The sequence below is a fragment of the Thermococcus marinus genome (assembly GCF_055389025.1).
The window spans coordinates 1,043,064-1,064,839 of record NZ_AP042417.1 but is presented as its reverse complement, the minus strand read 5'-3'; the positions used below and the strand labels follow the sequence as shown (position 1 = coordinate 1,064,839).

Genomic DNA, 21,776 nt, shown 5'->3' with positions numbered 1-21,776 from the left:
TCAGAACGCTCCCTGCTCCCTGAGGTAGTCCATCGCCTCCTTCAGGGCTTCCTCCGGAACCTTCTCTCCAGTCGCGACGGCGAAGAGGTAATTCTCTCCAAGGCCCTCAAGAACTTTTAGCCTTCTCTCCGTTCTGGCAATGTAATCGTCGTAAATCGGGGATGTGACGACAAACGGGTGTTCTGTGACGGCTACTGCCACCTCGGTTATGCCTCCCACCGGGAAAAAGCGGGAGAGCTTTGCTCCGAACTGCGCGGAGGAGAGCATCCTGAAGAGAGCCCTCAAGGCGGCCTCACGCCTGGTCTTTATCTCGTCCTCGTCGAGAATCGGCTCCGAGGTTATGGCGCTCACACCTATGGCATCGAGGTCGAGGTTAAACGTGAAGCCGTAGAGAGCAGTGCCGGTCTCCACGTAGTATATCATCTGCTCAGAGGCGTTGCCCTTCTTGCTTGAGGAGTCCATCTGGGCGTGCCTCGCGTGGAGCTGGGGTTCTGAAGTCGCGAAGAGGGCAACAGACTTGACGGGCAGGGCGTAGCTGACCTGAAAGGCTGAGCTCCTTCTGACCGGTGGCTTCTCCGCGTAGAGGAAACCGCCAACGTCTTCAACAACACAGGACCTTACTATGGCAATTTCAATATCCCTCGGGTCGTCGGGAATCGGGTTGACCTTCTTCTTGAGGTGAACCTTGTTCATGGACTTGTAGAACTCGTCCCTCCTGCAGTCGTCGCAGACTGGCAGGCCCAGGCCGAGAGCTTCCCTAACGAGGTGCTCCTGGTAGGCATGGGCGAGGCTCTCACCGCTCAGCGCCGGAACGTAGACTGTCTTGAGCCTGCCGTCCTCCTCAACGAGGTAGGGAACGCGCCTGTGCTTGCTGTAGTTTCCGGCCGTTTCAACCATGTTCAAAGCCTCGACGTTCGCCTCAAACCTAACACCAACGCTCAAAAACATCACTCATCCCCTCCAGACTCATTTTTTGAGGGATACGCAAGGGCAAGGGTTGCAACACGCTTTGCAACGCCAATATCGGAGCGTACATCGTCGAGAAAAGCCTTAATCTCTTCCTCAGTGGGTATGCCTGGAACCGGAATCTTCTTCCCGTCCTTCTCCACGTACCTTCTTCCACTTTCGTCAACGGGGGCGCTTTCGCGTACTGACCTGAAGGCCCTCAGGGCCTCGTGGAGCGTTACTTCCACAGGTTCAGGATTTAGGGCGTTTCCAATCCTGTCCACATAGCCGAAGTTCTTCATTTGTACGAAGAACCTCAGCATTTTTACTATTCCTTCGTATTCGGACATTGGATCACCTCGATAATAGTAGCACACATCTACATATAAGTTTTACGATTAGAATCGTTTAGCAGGAACAACAAATTGTTTAGAAAAAGCTAAACATAAAATGGAACCAGGGGTAGAATACGTGGACGTTTCCGCTTGGAGGTGTTTTTGTATAGTCTCCAAACAGGTCCCGAGCGTGTTTAGCCATAGCTGAACACCTCAGAACCAAGCCACCAGCGGTTCGTACTCCTTCACCCCAACGAGGTGCTTGATGAGCTTGTAGGCCTCAAGGCGAATGAGCCTCTTCTTTGTCACGTTCTTCTTTAATTCCGGATGCCTTACGCTTTTGGACAGCTCCTTCTCGTACTCGGAAAGGACCTTCTTCATTCCCTCCTTCGTCAGGAGGACACCTTTGAGCTCCTCTCTGAAGTGCCCCTTTGAGAGCATTCTCTTGGTTACGAGCCTCGTCGCGAGCCTGTCCGCTACAATCGGCTTGAAAATCTCGCTCAGGTCGAGGGCAAGGGAGAATCTCCTTTCCCCGGGCTCGTGAAGGTAGCTGACGGTAGGAACAAGCTGGGTGTTGTAGAGCTCGCTCACAATGGTTGCGTAGAGCCTTGAGTTGAGGAAACTTATTAGCGCGTTCATCTCGTTCTCCGGCGGCCTACGCGTTCTTTTCACTATCTTAAAGCCTTCTGGAAGGTGCCCGTCCCACCTCGAGTAATAGGCCTCTCTAATCCTTGCCTCGACGTTCATTACCTCGGTTATCTTCCGCGCCCCCTCAAGTTCCTCCAGGAGTTCCCCCAACTCCTCAGAGAAGCCATCATTAACTTTCCAGCGCTTTAAGTTACGCTCCATGTTGAGCGCGCTCCCCCTGACGAAGAGCCTCGCTAGCCTAAGGCGCTTTTCCCCGTCAAGGTAGTGCTCCGCCTGTCTGATGATCAAATCTCCCGAATTAAGGCTCTCCCTCGGGTAAAAACTGCCGTCGTAGTGGCCGTAGTGGTTGAAGAAGTGAACCGCTATCCCCTTCTGAGCCAAAAAGTGGAGCGCCTGGGAGGTTATCGTCACGTGACCATAGACGTAGATGTCGTAAATTCCCTCAACAGCCAGTGGCCTCCTCCCAAGTTCGTTCTCGAAGTAGAGCGTGTTCTCCCTCCTGAAAAGCGTTCCGTCAGAGAGCAGGGTCAGGGAGCGCTTCCTCATGTGACCACCTCAAACCCAGCAGAGTTCGTAGTAGGCACATTTGAGGCACTTCTTTGATTTAACGGGCTTCGGTGGAGCCGGGAGAGATTTAATTCGCTCAACCTCTTTTATCGCCTTCTCGATTTCACCCTCCCTTCCGTCGAGAGTTACCTCCTTTGTTTCGTTGAGCTTCGGGTAGTGGAGAACCGCTTTGGCCTTAATGCCTAGCTTTTTGAGGTAGTAGAGATAGTACAGCGCCTGCATCTCGTGGGCCTTCTCCATACTTTTGCTCAGCTTGACCTCGTGGACCTCTATGATGTCGCCCCGCCGAATGAAGTCAATCTTTATGCTTCCGACGAGGACTTCCTTCTCCTCGTTGGCGTAGCGCTGCTCGTGGAGAAACCTGCCGAGGTCAACCCACTCGTTTTCCTGCTCCATCGTGATGCCCTTGGCGAAGTACCAGAGCTTAGTCGGGCAGATGAAGAGGTAGTTGATTTCGGTGCCGGTGATGAGGAGGTTGGTGAGGGGGTATTCAGGGGGCATTAATAACCCTCCAACCAGAACAAATTAAGAAATGGAAAGAATTTTCCAATTGCTACCCTCTACTGGTCTCCTGGAAAGTTTTAGTGGATAGTATTTGGTTTCATAGGGTTTTCCACGATTCTTCGAGGAATATGGATTTATCTGCTCAAAAGTGGCCTTTGAAGAAAAGTCTTTTACTGGATAGATGTGTGAACCCGGTGGGACTTCAGAGATTGCAACCGGAAATATCACCCCTTGAGGAAGCTCTTTAGTGAGTTCAACACTTTTTATGTATGCTAATGAATCGCTTGTACCAATGTATCTTATGTGCTTTGCATAGTGCTTTACTTTTTCCATTGCTTCATCGGGTATTCCCAAGTAAACTTCTATATCCCCAGAGAAGTGTATGTACTCTCTGACTCCAAAGCTCTCCTGGAAACCTCCTTGGTCTTTCTTTTTCTTAAGTCTCTTCACGAAGACGCTATTTACTGTTATCCTCTCTGGGGGCTTTATTCCAACCTCTGCGTCCCGGATATAACCAAATATCTTTTTTCCCTCACTAACTTTCCCGCTTATCCGTATAGCTGTTGAGATTATTGCTAGCTTTATAGTAGATGGGGCTATCAGCGGTAGTGCCAGTGCGTATTGGGATGAATATTCTGGGATCCTATAGGAGTAGAAGGAAGGAAAGTGAACGACTAGCTTAAGCCACTTCATTCACTCTCCCCCGAATGTCATTTGGTACGGCTCTGCATTCACCAATATCCTGAGCTTCTCCACGAAGTCCGCTACACCCTTGAACTTCACAACCTGAATACTATCCAAAGCGTTCGCGATCTTCTCAATCTCGCTGACGTAGTTATCCTTCAGCGGTGAGATTACAGGTACCGGCATTGGCTCGGTTGAGTAAACTATCACACCTTCGAAATCAACAACGTGAGGCAACCTTGTAGTTGTCATGGCTCCCTCAGGCCTTGTGAACATGAGCTGATATGCCTTAAGTGCAAGCTGGTAGCGTTCTTTTCTGCGCTTTCCATCGTAGGTATACACGTCCTGCTTTGCCTCGTTAAGGCCTATACGCCAAGGCTGGAAGACGGTAACTATTGCATACCTGCCAGTTCTTGTTGGCCTGTGGTATATCATCTGGGTTCCACCTTCTCTGCCTTCTTCACTCTCCTGTCTCTTGCCTTTCTCGCCCAAAGCGTGTCTCGCATGGAGGTGTATATCCCTGTAAACCTCTGGGATTCCCAGAGCCCATCCGAACTCAACGGTGGACTTCCTTGAAACCGTTGGCTTTTCAACCATAAACCCGTGAACATCACAGATATCACAAGTTTTCAATGCATCTTCAATGACTTTTGGCTCGTCCCCCTTAGAGTATTTCCCAGTCTTACTAACAACGTAGTTGAATCTCTCTGGATGGAGCGTTCTACAAGCTGCACATAGATGGTTTTTGTCATCAAGAAGCCACATCATCTCAGCGTGTATGTGCTTAAGCATTTCTCCTGAGATGCCGTCGGTAGTTACTGCCTTTCCAGTGTTTGGGTCTATTATCTTGACGCTCCTTGGCTCAACGACGTTTCCGACATTCCCCTCGTTGTTGAGGCTGTGAAGCTCCCAAAGGGCCCTACCAAGTATGGCAATCTCAAAAACCTTTACCTTTCCTTCACTCATTCTCCTCACCTCCTTTAACAAGGGCATAGCTTATGAGTGCAGAACGAACGAGCTTGACCCCATATTCGTCAACAATTTTCACCAGCTCTTCCAAGTCTTTTTCACTTACTCTCCTTAAGTTATGTTTCCTTGCTATGGTCTCATATCTTCTGAGGAGTCTCTTTATGACGTCAACAAAATCCTCACTTTTTTCGACGTACTCTAGCTCAACTAAAGAGGAATAGTCTGGAGACCACTTTTCTTTTTTTGTTTTGTTGTCAATTGGTGGTCTAATCATGTTTCTTAGTACTCTCCCAAAGTTCCTAACTGCTTCGTTCTCAAACAGCTCAGCTAACTTCGACATTCTTCAACACCTCCAAAAGGGAATCCGCGTCATAAGAACCAAATTTTATTGAGTTTGGCCTCAACTCGTTTCTTAAGTGAAGCCGGATGTAGGAGTAGTAATTCTCCAAAGTTGGTTCAGCCATGAACTTAGATAACGCCATGGCAATGTCTTCGTAGCCTTTTCTGTCACTACGTCTGAGTATGTTTCTCCAAAAAGATAAGACTTCAGAGGGAACTTTGCTTACTAACTCTAACGGGAATCTTCCTGTGGAATAGGGCTTATCTTTTGCTTGAGGGGACTTTGCCATGACCCCGTAGATTAGTGAGGGAACAAGTGTCGGTTCTTCTAAGAAGGAGCTCCGTTTTGCCATCTCCATCTCGACCGCTATATACGCTAATGTCGGGAACAGGCCTGCCTTGTGGGAGTTTGCTAACGCTTTTCTTAATTCATTGGTTATAGCCCTTGTTGTAATGAACTCAACATCAACTTTACCAGGGAGGGGATAAACAATGTATGTATATGTAGTGCTACCCGAATGATGAAAAGAATATACCGACGCATTTAAGGCACCTAGAATGGCTAAGTACAGCTGATCCTTATGTTCTGGGGGCAATTCAAGGCCTTTTTCTGTCAATGTTGAGGGTATGGTAGCTCTTATCCCTTTCCCTGCCCCCAATTCCAAAGACTGTGGTAGACTTAGTGCTTTTTCTTTCTTTTTTGGCTTCTTTTTTCCTTTTGTTGATGAGTTAAATACCCATGCTATATTCTCAATGTTTGAGTGTTTTTCAAGAATTCCCTTAATGTTTTTTGGGTCTTTAAAAAAGTTCTTAACTTCTTGCTTTAGCTTATTCTTTATATTAGATGTCTTAAGGACGTACTCCCAGTATTGGCCACTAGGAGAATCTTGAGAGGGCAGATACCTTTGTATTTCCTCGGTGTTTCCTATGTTAAGTTCTTCCCCGACTGTTATTTTGTATGCGAATCCACTATCCTCCACTGTAACATCTGACTCATCAGATAGGGCATATGCAACAATACCTAACCCATATGCCCTAGCAATATCAAAAAAATTAAACCCAGTTTTTGGAATAAAGTATTCTCTCATATTCACCCCCTCCTGTCGCAATCCAATCTGATATACGCAAAAGTTTTGAGACTAAACCGTAAAATCTATATTGAGCGTTTTTCTTTTGAATATCTGGAATTTGAGAATAAGCAATGGGTAATTTTCCACCATCAGATTTTTCTTGAACTCTTGTAATGTCCACATCAAGGTCAATACTACCAATAACTTTGAGAATCTGAGATGTCCATGAGTCAACCAACTTGAATTTAGAAAACTCTCGTGCTCCTGGAGAGTGATGATGAGCTATTGATAGATAGAGTGCTCTTGCAATCTTTTTCTCAATACTTGAAAATAGTAATTTCTCAAGCGCCTTAGCCGAGACGGTTGCATGCGGCGGCAACTTGCCTTTTTTCTCAAATCCGTGAGCTATTGGCTCTTCTCCAAGTCTCCAGCCCGCTTTTTTCTGCCAGTAGATATTCAACTTTCCAAGGTCGTGCAAAGCGACGCTCAGCTCTATCCAACTAATCAGCTCTTTCTTAGAAACACCAAAATACTTGGCAAATGCCCTAATTGGATAGTCATAGCGTGGGAGCATGTACACTCTTAGGACATCGAGGGCTTTTCTCGAATGTTCTACCCAGCTTTCCTTTCTCATTCTGCCTTCTCCAACCACATTGATTACGTTGTCTCTTTCCTCGAACTCAAACCTCTTGATGCCCCCCTCACAATCAAAGAGCAGTCCCAGCTCCGGCGAATAGCTAATGCCCGTTATTATATAGAACTCAAACGGCATTATCTCGTTCTTATCTGAGACAGGAACAAAGGTGTATCTACTTTCGTATTCATCAATGATAAAGTTCTCTTCCACCCTGTAGATTCCCCCTCCAACTTCCATAATCTGGTCGAATTTACCTTTAAGAACTCTGAAATCAACCCGAAGGCGCTTGAGCTTCCAGGCATCGTCAGGATTCAGATTACTTACGTCGTTGTAGATTGCAACATCAACTGAATACGCCTCTCTAACGTTCTCTTCAACATAGGGCCTCTTACCCTCATAAACTGCCCTTGCGAGGCCTCCCAGTCGCTCATAAAATTTGTATGGATCCAGATAGCCCTCAAACGGTTTTGAGAGAACTCTCTCAACAAGTTCTATCTCTGTCTGCCAATCAAGTAGTTCAACACCCTTTAGAGCATCGATAGTGGATTCAACGAGTTCCTTAGAGTAAGGGGCATGGGGATTTCCCGCTTTTTTCTCGACGTTATATACTATAATCTCGCCTTTACCTCCCCATCTAGCAACTCTTCCAGCTCTCTGGATAAGAGAATCAACAGGTGAGACCTCAGTTAGGAGTTTCTCTGAAGATATGTCCATTCCTACTTCAATAACCTGTGTTGATATCAGTATAGCCTCATTAGCAGAGCTTCCCTTCCCAAAGATCTCCCTGACTTTTGCCTCTTTCAGGGATCTATCTTCCTCTAGGAAGCGAGAGTGGATTAAAATTACCGGCCTGTCAGCGTTGGCCTTCAATTCCCGATAAAGCTGCTGGGCCTTCCCAACCGTATTGACGACGACAATGAGATTATCAACGTCTTCCGCTTGTCTTTCTATTTCCTTTGCCGTGAGAGGGGTTTCATTAAACAGGGGCTCCGTATTGAGTTCAACTTTCCTTCTTGCCCTTGCTTTTATTTCCTTTTCATCTTCTACATCTACTATCTCAACTTTCCCACCCTTTTTCTCGGCTAGAGCTTTCACTCGCTCCATAAAGTTTCTGGGTAGGGTTGCTGACATCATAACAAATGGAATACCTAACTTCGCACTCTCAATGCTCATGGCGACTGAAGTTAGAAGTCCCTTCTCAGGGTGAAGGGTATGAACCTCATCAAAAACAAGCATCGCAGAACCTGCTGTCCCTAGAAATATGTTTCCCCATCTTTTCGGCATGCTCAGGGGAACGCTTAGGTAAGCTCCAGCTGTTTGATCAATGGTTGCGACAATGATATCCTCCTCAAAGAGCTGACTCTCGGGCTTTTTGCCGTGATGAACTGCCACCCGAAGCTTCTTGTAGGAAGCGTATCTCCTTGCCCTTTCCCCAATGCTCTCAACAAGTGTTCTGTTAGGGAGCGAGTAAATCATTTGGGAGGGCAAATTTTCATTAATCTCAAAGATAAACGGAATAAGAACCATTTCACTTTTTCCCGAGCCGGTTGGAGCACGAACTATGAGAGAGCTTCCTTCAATTAGACTCTCCATTGCCTTCAGTTGGAAGGTGTAAGGATTAAACCCTGTTGCCTTTCGAAAGTCCCCTCTTATATCCATCAACCTTCACCATCCCGAACCCTATCGAGTTCTTCTCGCCGAAGCCGACCTGATAGCCGACGCGGAGGAGCTCTTCACTTCCCCTCGCTCTGAAGACCAAGTGCCACGCCCTCTGGTAAATACCCGGCTTCACCTCAAGCCTCTTGGGCTTGGCGAGGATAACGTCCAGCCCGATATCTTTCTCCTCAGGCTCTTTCCCGTAAAGGGCCACATACTTCTCAAGCAGGTTTTCGCGGAGGTTGTCATAGAACTCGGGCTCAGTTGGGCCAAGGTCGTAGCGTTTTAGCTTTCCAAACTGCATTTTTAGAGTCGTAACCGCAACGGGGGAGAGGGTCACCAGCTTTCTGCCGCTCAAGGTCTTTGGCTCTGGAACCGCTTTCACTTCCTTGACGAAGAACCTCTCGCCCCACAGCTCGACCAGAGGTTCCTGGAGAAGCCCTCCAATGAACGCCTCCGCGATTTCAGGGACGGCCGTGGAGAAGTAGAAGTATGCCCCATTGTAGCCATGAAAATACGGCCTGCCGTCGAGAAATTCTCTCTTTTCGGCCATGAACAGGGAGAACGTGAAAAACTTTGGAATCTTAGGATTGTGGAGCTTGAGGCTGAGCTCCGGGTTGATACGCTGTATTCTCCTGTAAACCAACCCCTGGAGGTAGTGGAGATGATTGAACGGGACTTTAAACGGCTCACTTTGGGATGTTAGTCGTATTGAAAATCTCAAAGTATCACCCCTGCTACAACGGAGGATTGAAATCATGAGAATGTGCACAGTAGAACCTTATAAAGATTTCGAGAACCCAAGCAGAACACAGTGAACCACCCAGAAGGAACAGAATGCCAAAAAGGTTTGGAGCCGGGACCGGGATTTGAACCCGGGTGAAAGGGATCTGCAGTCCCTCGCCTCGCCTCTAGGCTATCCCGGCATTGACCCAAGAGAAGTTAATGGCGCCGCGGCGGGGATTTGAACCCCGGTGGGCACCGCCCACCGGCTTAGCAGGCCGGCGCCCTACCAGGCTAGGCTACCGCGGCACTCCAACGCCCGACTTATATGAGCCTGGGAGGGTTTTTAAGCTTTTTGCTAATAGAACTTCCCAAAGTTGTGCTGTGGGATGGGACACTGGACGATTCTCCTGGCCCAGAGGCAGTCGGCACAGCTCGGCTCGTTGCCCCAGCAGTCTACGTCGCTCGTTTTAACGAAGTCGCAGGCATCAACAAGAGGGCAGTCTGTACAGGACGGGTACATGTAGTTCTTCATCGTAAAGCGGAACCAGGTGTACTTTTCACTCGTCCAGATTTCCGCAAGGCTCTTTTCCCTGACGTTTCCGAAGGAGTAGGCGTTCACCTTCTTCCTTCTTCCAAAGATGTACTCGTAGTAGCTGTGAAGGAAGCGGTAGCAGGGGGCAACCTCACCGTCCCATCTGACCACTGCAACGTTGTTTTCATCGAACTCGCACTGCCTCTCCGTCTTCAGTTCAAAGTAGGGGAGCTTTATGTAAAGCCCGTTGTGGGCTACCTTATAAAGCTCCTCAAGTATGGGCTTCATGTCAACGCTCCCGTCGTAGACTATGTCCTTTGTCTGTTCCTCTGTTAGTGGCAGAAGGTTTGATACAAGCATGGAATCAACGCCGAGGTCGAGGAGATAACGGGCGAGCTCAGGAAGCTCCCTGTAGTTCTCTTTCGTGACAACGACTTCGACTCCAATGCTCGGCCTGTGCGTCCCGTATTCTTCCCTGTACTTTACAAGCTTCCTGATTTTATCCGCTGTGACCGCCGCGGCGATGTGGCCGAGGGTTATGGCGTTCTGTGCCGTCGGAACAGTGTCCATGGAAAAATATACGAGGTCAACCCCAAGCTTCGCAAACTCCCCCAGCATATCGTCCGTGAGGAGCGTCCCGTTGGTGCTCATTCCCAGCGCAAAGCCGCGCCTCTTGACTTCTCTGACCATGTCCATGAAGCGCGGGTGGACGGAGGGCTCTCCTATTCCACCGAAGTAAATCATCTTCAGGTTGGGGAACTCCTCTGCATCGTCGAGTATCTTAAGGAAGAGCTCCCAGTCCATGTCACCCTCTTCGTCCTCCCAGTACTGCTTGAAGCACATCTCGCACTTGAGGTTGCACCTGCTGGTTATTTCGATGTAGAGGTACTTCATATCAAGCTTCGGCCTGACTATGACTTTTCCGTCCCAGAGGCTAAATGTGTACTCCTTGCCGACTTCCTTGGCCACTTTAACCACCACCTGCCGGCGGGAAAATGCTGACCGTGTCGTCATCGCTTATTGGGGTCTCAAGACCCTGGAGGTGCTCTATATTTTTCCCGTTCACGAGGATAATGAAGCCTCGCTCAAGCTCCTTCTTGAAGCCGGGGAAGCGCTTATCGAGCTCGTCCAGAAGTTCTCGCACGGTTCTAACACCGGTGACTTCAAGCATGCGTTTTCCAACGATGTCGATGAGCGTCGCAAACACCTTGACCTTTACCATATGATCACCTTAAACAGGCTCATGGGCGAGATGCTATTAAAAAGTTGCTGGGCAAAAATGGGTAGAAAAGTGTCAAAGGAACTCGGCAATTCCGAGCTCTTCCGCCTTCTCCTTTGGAACCCTCCCGTCCTCGGTCCAGCCGCGGAGCTTGTAGTAGCGCGGGAGCATCTCCTTGAGCCTGACGACGTGGCCCTTGTTCGGGCCCTCTGGCATCGGCTCTTCGAGGAAGCGCTTGGGCAGGCTGTCGTCCCTCGCCGGGTCGAGGCCGGCCTTGAGGTTGAATATCCTCTCGGCGTTCCAGATGCGCTCGCCTATCTTCAGGTAGTCCTCGGTGGTGAAGTCCCAGCCAAGGGCCGCGTTGAGGAGGTCGCGGTAGTCGTCCGCACCGAGGCCGAAGGTCGTGAAGACACAGAGTCCCGCGGCGTCAATGATGGCAGTGAGGTCCTGGAAGACTATGAGCATCTTGATCTTGTCGTCGCCGATGTCGTGCGGGTCCATCTTGTACGGGTAGCCGAGGATTTCGGGGCTTATCATGTAGTTCTTAATGTGGCATCCACCGCGGTTGTTGGTGGCGTAACCGAGGCCGTGCCCCTCGGCACCCCTCGGGTCGTAGGCCGGAAGTTCAAGCTTCTTGACGCTCATTGAGAATTCTGGGTGGCCGTACATCTCGGCGAAGCGGTAGCTTCCTTCAGCGAGCTTGTCTCCAAGGCCTTCCCTCTTGGCTATCTTCTCGATGTAGTAGTGGAGAACCTCTGTGTTGCCCCACCTGAAGGGCGGAGCGTCGCCGAGCTCGTCATCAGTGAGGTAGCCCTTCTCGTAGAGCTCCATTGCAGCGGCCAGGGTTCCACCGGTCGAGATTGTGTCGAGACCGAACTCGTCACACTGGTGGTTGGCCTCGATGATACTCGCAAGGTCGTTTATGCCGAGGTTGGCACCAAGCGCCCAGATGCTCTCGTACTCAGGCCCCTCAGTGACGCCAACGGTCGGGAGCCTGTTGACCCTCCCACAGCCTATCGGACAGGCGTAGCACGGCTGGTTCCTTATGAGGTACTTCTTAGCCATCGCCTCACCGCTCTGCTCGTAGGCGTGCTCAAAGACGCCGGTCTGGAAGTTCCTGGTCGGGTAGAGGCCGTTTTCATTGATGATATTGACGAGGACAGCTGTTCCGTACTTCGGAAGGCCTCCTCCGGCGGTGGGGTCGTTCTTGAGCTTGTTTATCTTCTCCCTGATGGTGAGCATGAACTTCTGCCTGTCGGCTATCGGGACGCTCTTGCTTCCCTCGACGACTATAGCCTTGAGGTTCTTGCTTCCCATGACTGCACCGACGCCACCTCTACCGGCCGCCCTGTGGCCGTCGTTCATTATAGCCGCGAACTTGACGAGGTTCTCACCGGCCGGGCCTATGCTCAGAATTCTGACCTTCTTACTGCCTACCTCCTCTCTGAGGGTCTTCTCGGTCTCGCTCACTACTTTGCCCCATAGGTGGGAGGCGTCCCTAATCTCAACGTTGTCGTCCTTGATGTAGATGTAAACCGGGTTGTCGGCCTTTCCTTCGACTATTATGCCGTCCCATCCGGCGAACTTGAGCTCCGCTCCAAAGTAACCGCCGGAGTTGGCCATGGTTATGAAGCCGGTCTGGGGGCTCTTGGTGACGACGTTGTACCTGCCACCGGTGGGCGCGCTGGTTCCGCTGAGCGGGCCGGGGGTTATTATGAGCTTGTTGTCAGGGCTGAGCGGGTCAACTTTCGGGTCCATGTCACGCAGAAGGAAGTATATCGCCAGACCCCTGCTCCCGAGCCACTTCTTGGCGAGCTCTTCGTTGTACTCCTCAACCTTGACCTCTCCCGTGGAGAGGTTCACTCGCAGAAACCTGCCCCAGTTTCCGTACATAAAACCACCTCACGACAAATAAGTACATTGTCGTATATAAGAGTTGGGGAAAACACCATTATGTTCACCGGAGTAGAAGTTAAACAGAATAACTTAACTAAAACAACAACCAATTGGGGCCTCTCAAGGACTGCTCCGGAAGAAAATGGGACAGAAAAGAATAAAACAGAGCAAGCTGAGCTACCAGCGATGGTCGAACTCTTCAACTCAAAACTCTGTGCGGTCTGCAAGGGCAGGAAGCTCCTCTGCGGAAGGCCGACCTGCCCGATTCTTGAGCGGTTTAGGGTAGTCAGAAGTGTGGAGCAGAAGCTCAACAAGCGCCACCTCTTCGGCTCCTCCCCACCGAGCATCTTCGTCGGCGAGTACGGCTACCCAAAGGTCAGGGTAGGCCCCCTTGTGCCTCCGATTGAAGGTAACACCAGCCACCTCGACAATCCTCTTAAGTGGGAGAACAAGACGATAAAGGACATCCTCTACTACCGCTCCCTTCTCGTTATGGGCGAGACAAAGGCAGACGTCAGCGTGAGGAAAAGCGGTAGGATTCTGGGCGAGGTTCAGGAGCTGGCGATGTCAATAAAACCCGTGGACAGCGAGATAATACTAAAGAGAAAACCCGTCCTCAAGGTTCTGCCGAGCGAGTTCGCCCCGCCCATCGGGCCTAAAGCGGAGCTCCTCGACTTCGAGCTGACAGAGAACCCAAGGATACCGAAGAGAACCGACTACGTTGTGAGCGATGAACTGAAGGCGGAGCAGGCCATAATGCGCCTCTATAACTGGGGCTTTGACGAGTACTACATCATAAGGCTCCTCTCGGCAGGTCTCCTTGGAATTGAGAGAAAGCTCGTCCCGACGAGGTGGAGTATAACGGCCGTCCAGGACACGATTGGGAAGAACCTGCGGCGCGAGATTCTGCACTATCCGAAGATAAATGACTACGAGGTCTACTTCTACCGCTTCCTTGGAAACCGCTACGCCGTCCTGCTGATGCCTGAGAGCTACTCCTTTGAGCTCCTTGAGGTCTGGCTCAAGGGCTCTCTCTTCGGCAGTGAGAGGCCGAGCGTCATACACGACTACGAGGACTTCAGGGGGAGAAAAGAGTACGTCAAGGAAACGGCCGGCGCATACCACGCCGCCCGCTTAAGCGTCCTCGAAGCTCTCAGAGCGAGAAGGAGGCAGGCACGGGCTGTCGTCTTTAGGGAAGTCACGCCCGAGTACTACGCCCCCGTCGGCGTCTGGCAGATTCGCCTAGGCATAAAGAAAGCGTTGAACAATCCAATCGGACACTTCGAGACGCTCAACGAGGCCCTCGATGCCATAAAAAGACGCCTTGAGCACCCGTTCGAGGAGTACCTCAAGAGGAGCTACATCTTAGGAAGTCTCGCGAGGCAGAAAACCTTAGACGAGTGGCTCGGAAAGAATTTATACCGCCTCAACAGAGAGAAAGCAGGTGGATGATGACCACTCCATCCCACTGAAGATGATGAGTGCACGTCAGGCTGACACCACCTGGGGGTGATTGTGTGGAGGGGGTTGATGTCGTTAGGGAACTCATGCGGATTGAGAAGAAGCTTGAGCATATAGAGCGGCTCCTGAACGAGTTGCTTGAGGTGGAGGAGGGCTATGCCATAATGAAGCTCTCTGAGGAATCCCTAAGGGACTTCCTTGAAGACGAACCGGACATTTATTCTGAAGAAGACCTTAAGGTGAGATACAGATGAAGGGAAAGGTAGTCCTCGTGCCGTTTCCGTTTACAAGCCTAAAGGGCACTAAACTTCGTCCCGCCCTTGTGCTGTTTGAGGACAGAAACGACGTTACATTAGCCTTTATCTCCTCAAGAGTTGAGCATTATAATCCCAAAACGGACGTTCTAATTGAGCAGTCCCATCCCGAGTTTCACTTAACTGGCCTTAAAGTTTCATCTTTTGTTCGGCTCACAAAGATAGCGACAGTTCAGAAGGATATCCTTATCGGTGAGCTTGGAGAAATTGGGCCGCTTCTCAAGAGGGAGATAAATCAAAAGATATGTTCACTTTTGGGGTTTGAACCATGAGAAAAAAGCTCGCCCTCATAAGCCTCGACGGCAACGGTGTTTACAACCTGGAGCATATGCCGTTTCTCAGCGAGTTAGCTGAGACTGGAAGCTTCGCGGTAGTGGATTCAATCTTCCCGACGCTGACTGACTTAGTCCACACGAGCGTTATGACGGGGGTCTGGCCAAAAGACCACGGCGTCGTCGAGAACGGCTACTACGACAGGCTAACCGACAGGAAGGTGAACTTCTACGACTATGAGGTCGCCTTCAACCCCCACAGGGTCATTAAGGCCCCTACCATAGTTGACATACTCCGGGGGCGAGGCGTCAGGACGGCGAGTGTTTCAGGTTACACCATGCCCCCCTTCAGCGGGACGGACGTCAGGATATTCCCGCCCTTCTTCGCGAGCGACGAGATGTACCGACAGCACGGCCGTGACTGGAGAAAAGACCTGTGGGTTCTCAACTCGGCAATCTACCTCTACGAGGAGTGCAGACCCGACTTGCTACTCGTCCACTTCGCCTCGATTGACGGAATGAGCCATGACCACGGGCCCCTGAGCGAGGGCGCGCTCAAGGCCGTTGAGACAGTTGATACCGCTGTTAGAACCCTCTGGGAGCGCCTTAAAGACGAGTACGCCTTCATTATCTTCGCCGACCATGGGCAGGAAGAAGTCCACACGTGGGTGAACCTGAAGGCCTACCTAAGAAAACACGGCATAGAGACGCTCCGCGTTTCCTCGGGGGGTGGGGTTCACGTCTATCTGAGAAACCCGAACGAGGCAGAGGAAGCCTTTGAAGTCCTCAGAAAGGCACCAGGCGTTGGGGCGGTCTTCTTCCGCGAGGATTTAGAGCACCTAAACAGCCCGAACAGCGGCGAGCTGATAGTCTCTGCCAGGCCGGGCTACTGGTTCTGCTCCCACAGGATGTGCAGGGGTGTAAAGGGCGTGAGCCACTGGGTCAAGGGGATGCACGGCTCGATGAACGAGCCCGTAGTGAAGGTTCCGCTAATCCTCTGGGGCTTTGAGAACGTGGAACTCGAAGAACCGAGCCTGATGGACATAGCCCCGACAGTGCTGATGTTCTTTGGCGTGGAGAAGCCGGCCAACATGGTGGGGAAAAGCCTGATAAGTTGAAAACTTGAATCGGCCTCTGTTCTGTAAGAGAACACAATACTGCCGGACACTTCTTTTTATTCTCCAGAACGCAGATGCAGAGAGGAAATTGAGAAGAGGGTAGAAGAAACCAGCCCTCAGCGGGAGGACTGGGCAATCCTCTCAATCTCTTCCTTCTTGCTGTAGGCGAAGCTCTTCGGGTCCCTGTTGGCGGCAGCGATGATTTCCTCGGCGAGGGCCTGGGCAAAGGTGGTCTTGTTGCGGTAGCACTTTATGCTAGCACCGAGGGCGATGTTCTTCAAAGCGATGTCGAGCCTCCTGAGCGGGGAGACGTCAACGGCCATGTGGTAGCGGATTCCACCGAAGGCGATGGTGGTGGTGTCCTCCCTCGGGGCGGAGTTCTCGATGGCCCTGACGAGAACCTGGATCGGGTTCTCCTTCGTCCTCTTCTCGATTATCATGAAGGCCTCCTTGACGACCTCGTAGGCCTTCATCTTCTTGCTCATTATCGAGCGGTGCTCCCTCCTCATGAAGTGGCCGCCGGCCTTGTAGTGACTGGCACCGCTCCTCATGACCTTGTTGATGAGCCTCTCAACGATATGAACCTGGGCCTTGCCGAAGGGCTTCTTGGCGTGCCTTCCGTGGCTGTGCGGGAGGATTCTCGCGTCGAGGTTTATGTAGGGTCTGAGGGACGGGTCGTTGATGGTAACGTCCTCAACGCTCCACCTGCCCATGACCTTAAGCTCCTTCGGGATGAAAAAGCGCTCTGTAAGCGGCTTGGCCATTCACTTCACCTCCTCGGCTTCTCCTTCCTTCCCTTGACGAGCTCCTTGAGGCTAACGCGGTTCACCTTGACGACCTTGTACCTGATTCCTGGGATATCACCCATCGAACCGCCCTTTGGACCACCGATTCCCTCGATGATGACCTCGTCGTGCTCGTCGATGTGGTTGATAGCACCGTCACCAGGGGTGAAGGCGGTAACGACCTTACCGTTCTTGATGAGCTGAACTCTAACTGCCTTACGCATAGCCGAGTTCGGCTGCTTAGCCTCGACAGCAATCTTCTCAAGGACGATTCCCCTTGCCTGCGGAGCGCCCTCAAGCGGGTCGCTCTTCTCCTTGAGGCGGAGGACTCTCCTCTTGTACCTGATGTCACTCCAGCGGAACTTCTTTCTCTTGAGCTTGAGCTTCCTTCCGGCAAACTCTCCATACGGGGCCTTCTTTCCAGCCATGAACATCACCTCAAATTATAATCACATCATGGATGCCGTGGTGTCTCTCCATCAACTCTTTCACGAGGTTTATGTTCTGGCCGCCCCTTCCGATGGCGCGAGGCTTATCGCGCGGGCCAATATCGAGGAGGGCGACCTTCTTACCGTCCTTTTTCTCCGTGATGTGAACCTTTTTAACCTTAACTCCAAGGCTCTTATAAATATTCCTCAGGAACTCCTCTGGGTTCTCTGAGTGCTCGATGAGCTCAATGTCTTTTCCGACCATGTTCTGGACGCGCTTGACGTTCGCGCCCTTCTTTCCAAGGGCGAGTCCCATTTCACCCTTCTTGATGACATAGATGAGCCTGTTCCTGTTGGTGTCTATGAGGCAATCCATCACTGTCGCTCCGGTCATGCTCTCGAAGAGCGCTATGAACTTGATCTGGTCAGTGTTGAGCTTGAGCGGCATTACTCCTTACCCCCGGCAAGGGCGAGTATCTTGCTCTCGCCCGGATCGATTATCGCGAGGGCTGAGACGGTGTGGGGCCTTCCGAGGAGGGTTCCGAGCTCAACGCTCGTCCCCTCGAACTCATAAACCGGTATCCCGCTAAGCTTAGCGTAGTAGTAGATGTCCTCCTTGATGTCGGGCCTGGCGTTCCTTGCCACGATAATCATCTTGGCACCGCCGACCTTGGCGTACTGGATGCTCTTCTTGGCTCCCATAACTATCTTACCAGTGTCTTGGGCCTTCCTAAGCTCAAAGGCGAAGTCAACCATTAACTACACCTCCCTACTCCCTTTTCGGTCTCAGGGGGAGATTCATTGCCAGCTTGACGATTCCCGTACCGACAGGGACGGGCTGGCCTATGAGGACGTTCTCAACGACACCGTTGAGCGGGTCTTCTTCTCCCCTCTCGGCGGCCTCGAACAGGTGCTGCGTTGTAATCTCGAAGGCCGCCCTGGCGAGTACACTAGCCTTTTCCCCGACGATACCATGCCTGCCTATCGGCAGGATGACACCGTCGAGGGTCATCATATCAGCGACGAGCATGATGTGTCTGACATCAACTTCAAGACCTTGCTCCTGCATGGTGCTGACGATTTCCTCGATGATGGCGTTCCTCGCGGCCTCGATTCCGAGCACTGCGGCGATTTCGTGGATGTTGTTCGTCCTCGTCCTGGTCGGGTCAACGCCAGGAACCTTGAGCACCTGCTTGAAGTTTGAGCCCTCGGTGTATATCACGTACTCGTCGCCTTCCTTCCTTATGATGGTCTTCCCGACGCCCGAGAGACCCTTAAGGCGGTGCTTTTTAACCTTTTCGGCAAGCTTTCTGAGGTCTGAGAGCTTCGTTACCTTCTTCGGCCTTACTATGAGCGTGTATCCTTCAGCCTCAAACTCGGCGCTCTTGAACGAGCTCTCAAGCTTCCTCTTAACTTTCTCCATGTCAAGTCCAGCCTTCTCAAGCCTCTCGGGGTCAATTTCGACGACGTACTCGAAGTTAAGTATATCTATCGTCTCCTCCCTCGCGAGGTTCTCAAGGGTGGTACCCTCAATGCGCCTCGCAACCTCGAGGGCCTTCTCCCTGTCGTAGCGGTGATTCTCGTCGAGGTAGACGGTCATGATTGGGGTTGACGGGTTCTTTCTGGCATCAACGATCTCGATGATTCTTGGCAGACCGAGGGTGACGTTAATCTCTGCGACACCCGCGTAGTGGAAGGTGTTGAGGGTCATCTGCGTTGAAGGCTCACCGATGGACTGCGCCGCAACGGTACCCACCGCCTCTCCGGGCTCAACGAGGGCCCTCTGGTACTCCTTCACGGTCTCCTCGATTATCGCTTCAACCTCTGACTTCTTGAGCTTGTATTTCTCGTTGTATTTCACGAGCTTCTGGTAGAGCTCTTCCTTAACGCTCGCTGGAAGGTCAGCACGCTCAACAAGGCTCCTTATGGTCTTGTCGGATACCATGAGCATCACCCCTTGGCGCGGGTCTTCAACAGGGTTCTTATTATAACCCTGTCGAGGTCAACCGTCTTGCCTCCCCAGCTCCTCATCGGGTCAACTCCGTCCTCACCATAACGGAACTGGACGATGATTCCGGTCGGGTCTCTGACCGTTCCGTCGTAGTCCACCTTGAGGTCCTGGAGTGCGTTGATGAGCCTCCTCTGCATGTAACCGCTCTGGGCAGTTCTAACTGCGGTGTCAACGAGACCCTCACGTCCACCCATTGCGTGGAAGAAGTACTCCTGTGGCGTAAGACCGCTCTTGTAGGAGTTGATGACGAATCCCTTCGCCCTCGCTCCCAAATCACCCGGTCTGAAGTGCGTGAGAACCCTTCCGCGGTAGCCACGGTAGAGACGCTTACCACGGATGGACTGCTGACCGAGCATCGCCGCCATCTGGGTGATGTTGAGTATCTTACCCCTCGCTCCGGTCTTGGCCATGATGACCGCGTGGTTGCTCATACCGAGGTACCTCTCGGCGACCTTACCGGCACTGTCACGCGCCTCGGCCAGGACTGCCATAATCTTGCTCTCAAGGGTCTCCTCAAGGGTCTTACCCGGGAGCGGTTCAAGCTCGCCGCGCTTGTATGCCTCAATGAGCCTGTTAACCCTCTCCTCAGCCTCGCGAATGATTTCCCTAATCCTGTCGAGGGCCTCCTGTGGGAGGTCTTCGTCGTCTATGGCAGTAGTGAAGCCCTTATGGGTGATGACCCAGATAGCCAGCTTGGTGACCTGGTCAAGGAACTGCCTGCCCCTCTCGACGCCGTACTCCCTGACGATGATGTCGAGGAGCTTTCCGTCTTCTCTACCGTAGGCCTTCTTGTCTATGGCACCGCTGAGGAGCTTTCCGTTCTGTATATAAACAAAGCCGTCGTACGCTAAAGCCCTAACCTCCTCCTCGCTTGGAATGAGTTTCTCCTCGATGAGCTTCTCGAGGGCCTCACAGCGCTCCGGCTCGTCGCAGAGCTTGTTGCGGAACCAGATAGTCAGGTCTTCAGGAAGCAGAAGTGAGAATATCGTCTTCCCGCTCCAGAGCTCAACGCCGTTTTCAACCTTGTCCGGCTTGGGGAGCTCCTTGACATCAATGCCGGCGAACATGAGCATCTGCTCGACCTCTAGGCGGGTAAAGTAGGCGCCCTCACGGGTGAGCAGGTAGCCACCGGAGATGTGATCCTGGATTCCAGCGATGAGCGGGCCACCGTACCTCGGAGAGATGATGTGGTTCTGAACCTCCATGAGTATCTTGGCCTCAGCCTGGGCCTCCTCGGTCTGGGGCACGTGGAGGTTCATTTCGTCACCGTCGAAATCGGCGTTGTAGGGCGGACAGACGGCGAGGTTGAGGCGGAAGGTTCTGTACGGCATTACTCTAACGCGGTGGGCCATGATGGACATCCTGTGGAGGGACGGCTGTCTGTTGAATAGGACTATGTCTCCGTCGAGGAGGTGCCTCTCGACAGTCCAGCCGATGTCGAGCTTCTCGGCTATTAACTCAAGGTTGTTCTCCATGAGGCGGATTCTCCTCCCCTCTGGGTCGATGACGTAGTTGGCTCCAGGATACTTCTCGGGACCGTTGAGCACCATTTTCTTGAGCTTCTCGTAGTTGAACTCGGTGACCTTCTCCGGAACGGTGAGCTCCATAGCTACGGCGAGCGGGACACCGACCTCGTTTATGCTTATCATCGGGTCGGGGCTGATGACAGTACGGGCCGAGAAGTTAACACGCTTACCGCTGAGGTTTCCACGGAAGCGGCCCTCCTTACCCTTAAGCCTCTGGGCAAGGGTCTTGAGGGGCCTTCCGCTCTTGTGCTTTGCCGGCGGAATTCCGGAGGTCTCGTTGTTGATATAGGTGGTGACGTGGTACTGGAGGAGGTCCCAAAGATCCTCGATGATGAGCTGCGGCGCACCGGCCTCGATGTTGCTCTTGAGCCTGTTGTTGATACGGATGATGTCAACGAGCTTGTGGGTGAGGTCGTCCTCGGCTCTGATACCGCTCTCAAGCGTGATGGACGGCCTCATTGTGACCGGCGGAACCGGGAGGACTGTGAGAACCATCCATTCCGGCCTGGACTTCTCCGGGTGGAGGCCGAGGAGCGGCAGGTCCTTGTCGGGTATCTTCTCAAGCCTGTCGCGCACCTCGCTCGGCATCATTCTGTGCTTGTACTCGTTGCCCTCCTCGTCCTTCCTGAGCTCCCAGTAGATGGTCGGCCTCTCGAACTTAATCGGGAACTGCGGCGCTCCACAGTGCGGGCAGACCATTCTCTCCTTGGCCTTCTTGTGGATTTCCTTGATCAGCTTGTCCTTGGCCTTCTTGCGGTCGCCCATTACCTCAAACTTCTTCATGTACTCCTCTATTTCCTCGTCGGTGAGCTTTATCCTGCCGCACTCCCTACAGGTGCTCTCAAGGACGCGGTGAATGGTCTTGGCGAAGCCGACGTGAATGACCGGTCTCGCGAGCTCGACGTGGCCAAAGTGGCCCGGACACTCGCCGGCCCTTGCTCCACAGGTCTCACACCTGAGACCGGGGTCAATGACACCGAGCCTCTTGTCCATAAGGCCGCCTTCTATTGGGTAACCGTCATCGTCGTAGGTATCTGGAACTGTGATCTCGGCGGCGCTCATCTTTCTGATTTCCTGGGGTGAGAGTATTCCAAACTCGATACTCCCGATGACCTTTTTCATCGACTGCATGGC

General features: G+C 52.0%; 23 protein-coding genes and 2 tRNA genes. 4 read left to right on the top strand and 21 right to left on the bottom strand.

All coding sequences use genetic code 11. The annotated features are described in order from the left end of the window. The 15 genes from cas7a to aor all read right to left on the bottom strand — a co-directional run bounded on the left by cas7a (position 1) and on the right by aor (position 12,724). Positions 1-948 (bottom strand): type I-A CRISPR-associated protein Cas7/Csa2, encoded by a 948-nt coding sequence (gene cas7a / locus ACZ5ER_RS05910; protein ID WP_050003011.1) that lies wholly within the window; start codon positions 946-948, stop codon positions 1-3. Then, positions 948-1,295 (bottom strand): type I-A CRISPR-associated protein Csa5, encoded by a 348-nt coding sequence (csa5, locus tag ACZ5ER_RS05905; protein WP_050003010.1) that lies wholly within the window; start codon positions 1,293-1,295, stop codon positions 948-950. The genes cas7a and csa5 overlap by 1 nt, the downstream gene beginning before the upstream one ends. Before the next feature lie 198 nt (positions 1,296-1,493). Beyond that, positions 1,494-2,474: a type I-B CRISPR-associated endonuclease Cas1b gene (gene cas1b, locus ACZ5ER_RS05900; protein ID WP_464934007.1), complete on the bottom strand. Its 981-nt coding sequence runs from the start codon at positions 2,472-2,474 to the stop codon at positions 1,494-1,496. 9 nt (positions 2,475-2,483) lie between these two features. Continuing rightward, the gene (cas4, locus tag ACZ5ER_RS05895; RefSeq protein WP_464934006.1) at positions 2,484-2,996 is read right to left on the bottom strand and encodes a CRISPR-associated protein Cas4; all 513 of its coding nucleotides are present in this window, start codon (positions 2,994-2,996) and stop codon (positions 2,484-2,486) included. A 24-nt stretch (positions 2,997-3,020) separates the two neighbouring features. Next, positions 3,021-3,692 carry a CRISPR-associated protein Cas5 gene (gene cas5 / locus ACZ5ER_RS05890; protein WP_464934005.1) on the bottom strand — a complete coding sequence of 224 codons (672 nt, stop codon included), beginning with the start codon at positions 3,690-3,692 and terminating at the stop codon, positions 3,021-3,023. After that, positions 3,693-4,649 carry a DevR family CRISPR-associated autoregulator gene (locus ACZ5ER_RS05885; RefSeq protein ID WP_464934004.1) on the bottom strand — a complete coding sequence of 319 codons (957 nt, stop codon included), beginning with the start codon at positions 4,647-4,649 and terminating at the stop codon, positions 3,693-3,695. Continuing rightward, entirely contained in the window at positions 4,642-4,992 is a 351-nt protein-coding gene (locus tag ACZ5ER_RS05880) for a hypothetical protein (protein ID WP_464934003.1), read from the bottom strand. The genes ACZ5ER_RS05885 and ACZ5ER_RS05880 overlap by 8 nt, the downstream gene beginning before the upstream one ends. Next, the gene (locus tag ACZ5ER_RS05875; RefSeq protein WP_464934002.1) at positions 4,976-6,079 is read right to left on the bottom strand and encodes a hypothetical protein; all 1,104 of its coding nucleotides are present in this window, start codon (positions 6,077-6,079) and stop codon (positions 4,976-4,978) included. The genes ACZ5ER_RS05880 and ACZ5ER_RS05875 overlap by 17 nt, the downstream gene beginning before the upstream one ends. After that, a complete protein-coding gene (cas3, locus tag ACZ5ER_RS05870) occupies positions 6,045-8,357 on the bottom strand; it encodes a CRISPR-associated helicase Cas3' (protein ID WP_464934001.1) in 2,313 nt (770 codons plus the stop codon). Before cas3 ends, ACZ5ER_RS05875 begins: the two co-directional genes overlap by 35 nt. Continuing rightward, the gene (gene cas6 / locus ACZ5ER_RS05865; RefSeq protein ID WP_464934000.1) at positions 8,317-9,114 is read right to left on the bottom strand and encodes a CRISPR-associated endoribonuclease Cas6; all 798 of its coding nucleotides are present in this window, start codon (positions 9,112-9,114) and stop codon (positions 8,317-8,319) included. Before cas6 ends, cas3 begins: the two co-directional genes overlap by 41 nt. Before the next feature lie 91 nt (positions 9,115-9,205). Beyond that, positions 9,206-9,280 (bottom strand) — tRNA-Cys (locus ACZ5ER_RS05860). Positions 9,281-9,300: 20 nt separating this feature from the next. After that, a tRNA-Ser gene (locus tag ACZ5ER_RS05855) sits at positions 9,301-9,386 on the bottom strand. Positions 9,387-9,435: 49 nt separating this feature from the next. Beyond that, on the bottom strand, positions 9,436-10,581 hold the full coding sequence (locus ACZ5ER_RS05850) for a tungsten cofactor oxidoreductase radical SAM maturase (protein WP_464935121.1): 1,146 nt from the start codon (positions 10,579-10,581) through the stop codon (positions 9,436-9,438). A gap of 1 nt (position 10,582) precedes the next feature. Further along, positions 10,583-10,834 carry a MoaD/ThiS family protein gene (locus ACZ5ER_RS05845; protein ID WP_050003000.1) on the bottom strand — a complete coding sequence of 84 codons (252 nt, stop codon included), beginning with the start codon at positions 10,832-10,834 and terminating at the stop codon, positions 10,583-10,585. Between the two features lie 72 nt (positions 10,835-10,906). Then, the gene (gene aor / locus ACZ5ER_RS05840) at positions 10,907-12,724 is read right to left on the bottom strand and encodes an aldehyde ferredoxin oxidoreductase (RefSeq protein WP_050002999.1); all 1,818 of its coding nucleotides are present in this window, start codon (positions 12,722-12,724) and stop codon (positions 10,907-10,909) included. Between the two features lie 189 nt (positions 12,725-12,913). Here aor and ACZ5ER_RS05835 point away from each other — a divergent pair, with 189 nt between their 5' ends. From ACZ5ER_RS05835 to ACZ5ER_RS05820, 4 genes are all read left to right on the top strand, one after another. Continuing rightward, positions 12,914-14,179, top strand: coding sequence for an Nre family DNA repair protein (locus tag ACZ5ER_RS05835; protein ID WP_464933999.1), 1,266 nt, complete (start codon positions 12,914-12,916; stop codon positions 14,177-14,179). A gap of 65 nt (positions 14,180-14,244) precedes the next feature. Beyond that, positions 14,245-14,442: a hypothetical protein gene (locus ACZ5ER_RS05830; protein WP_050002997.1), complete on the top strand. Its 198-nt coding sequence runs from the start codon at positions 14,245-14,247 to the stop codon at positions 14,440-14,442. Next, complete coding sequence (locus ACZ5ER_RS05825; RefSeq protein ID WP_050002996.1) at positions 14,439-14,774, top strand: type II toxin-antitoxin system PemK/MazF family toxin; 336 nt, start codon at positions 14,439-14,441, stop codon at positions 14,772-14,774. The genes ACZ5ER_RS05830 and ACZ5ER_RS05825 overlap by 4 nt, the downstream gene beginning before the upstream one ends. Next, entirely contained in the window at positions 14,771-15,892 is a 1,122-nt protein-coding gene (locus ACZ5ER_RS05820; RefSeq protein ID WP_464933998.1) for an alkaline phosphatase family protein, read from the top strand. The genes ACZ5ER_RS05825 and ACZ5ER_RS05820 overlap by 4 nt, the downstream gene beginning before the upstream one ends. A 116-nt stretch (positions 15,893-16,008) precedes the next feature. Here the strand turns inward: ACZ5ER_RS05820 and rpsG are convergent, their stop codons facing one another. The 6 genes from rpsG to ACZ5ER_RS05790 are packed head-to-tail and all read right to left on the bottom strand — an operon-like array spanning position 16,009 to position 21,773. Then, positions 16,009-16,656, bottom strand: a complete 648-nt coding sequence (gene rpsG / locus ACZ5ER_RS05815; protein ID WP_050002994.1) for a 30S ribosomal protein S7 — start codon at positions 16,654-16,656, stop codon at positions 16,009-16,011. A gap of 5 nt (positions 16,657-16,661) precedes the next feature. Continuing rightward, positions 16,662-17,105: a 30S ribosomal protein S12 gene (locus ACZ5ER_RS05810; protein ID WP_011250029.1), complete on the bottom strand. Its 444-nt coding sequence runs from the start codon at positions 17,103-17,105 to the stop codon at positions 16,662-16,664. Between the two features lie 10 nt (positions 17,106-17,115). After that, complete coding sequence (locus tag ACZ5ER_RS05805; RefSeq protein ID WP_050002993.1) at positions 17,116-17,553, bottom strand: NusA-like transcription termination signal-binding factor; 438 nt, start codon at positions 17,551-17,553, stop codon at positions 17,116-17,118. After that, a complete protein-coding gene (locus ACZ5ER_RS05800) occupies positions 17,553-17,861 on the bottom strand; it encodes a 50S ribosomal protein L30e (protein WP_050002992.1) in 309 nt (102 codons plus the stop codon). The genes ACZ5ER_RS05805 and ACZ5ER_RS05800 overlap by 1 nt, the downstream gene beginning before the upstream one ends. A 13-nt stretch (positions 17,862-17,874) precedes the next feature. Next, positions 17,875-19,050 carry a DNA-directed RNA polymerase subunit A'' gene (gene rpoA2, locus ACZ5ER_RS05795; RefSeq protein WP_050002991.1) on the bottom strand — a complete coding sequence of 392 codons (1,176 nt, stop codon included), beginning with the start codon at positions 19,048-19,050 and terminating at the stop codon, positions 17,875-17,877. Between the two features lie 5 nt (positions 19,051-19,055). After that, positions 19,056-21,773: a DNA-directed RNA polymerase subunit A' gene (locus ACZ5ER_RS05790; protein ID WP_050002990.1), complete on the bottom strand. Its 2,718-nt coding sequence runs from the start codon at positions 21,771-21,773 to the stop codon at positions 19,056-19,058. Positions 21,774-21,776 lie beyond the last annotated feature (3 nt).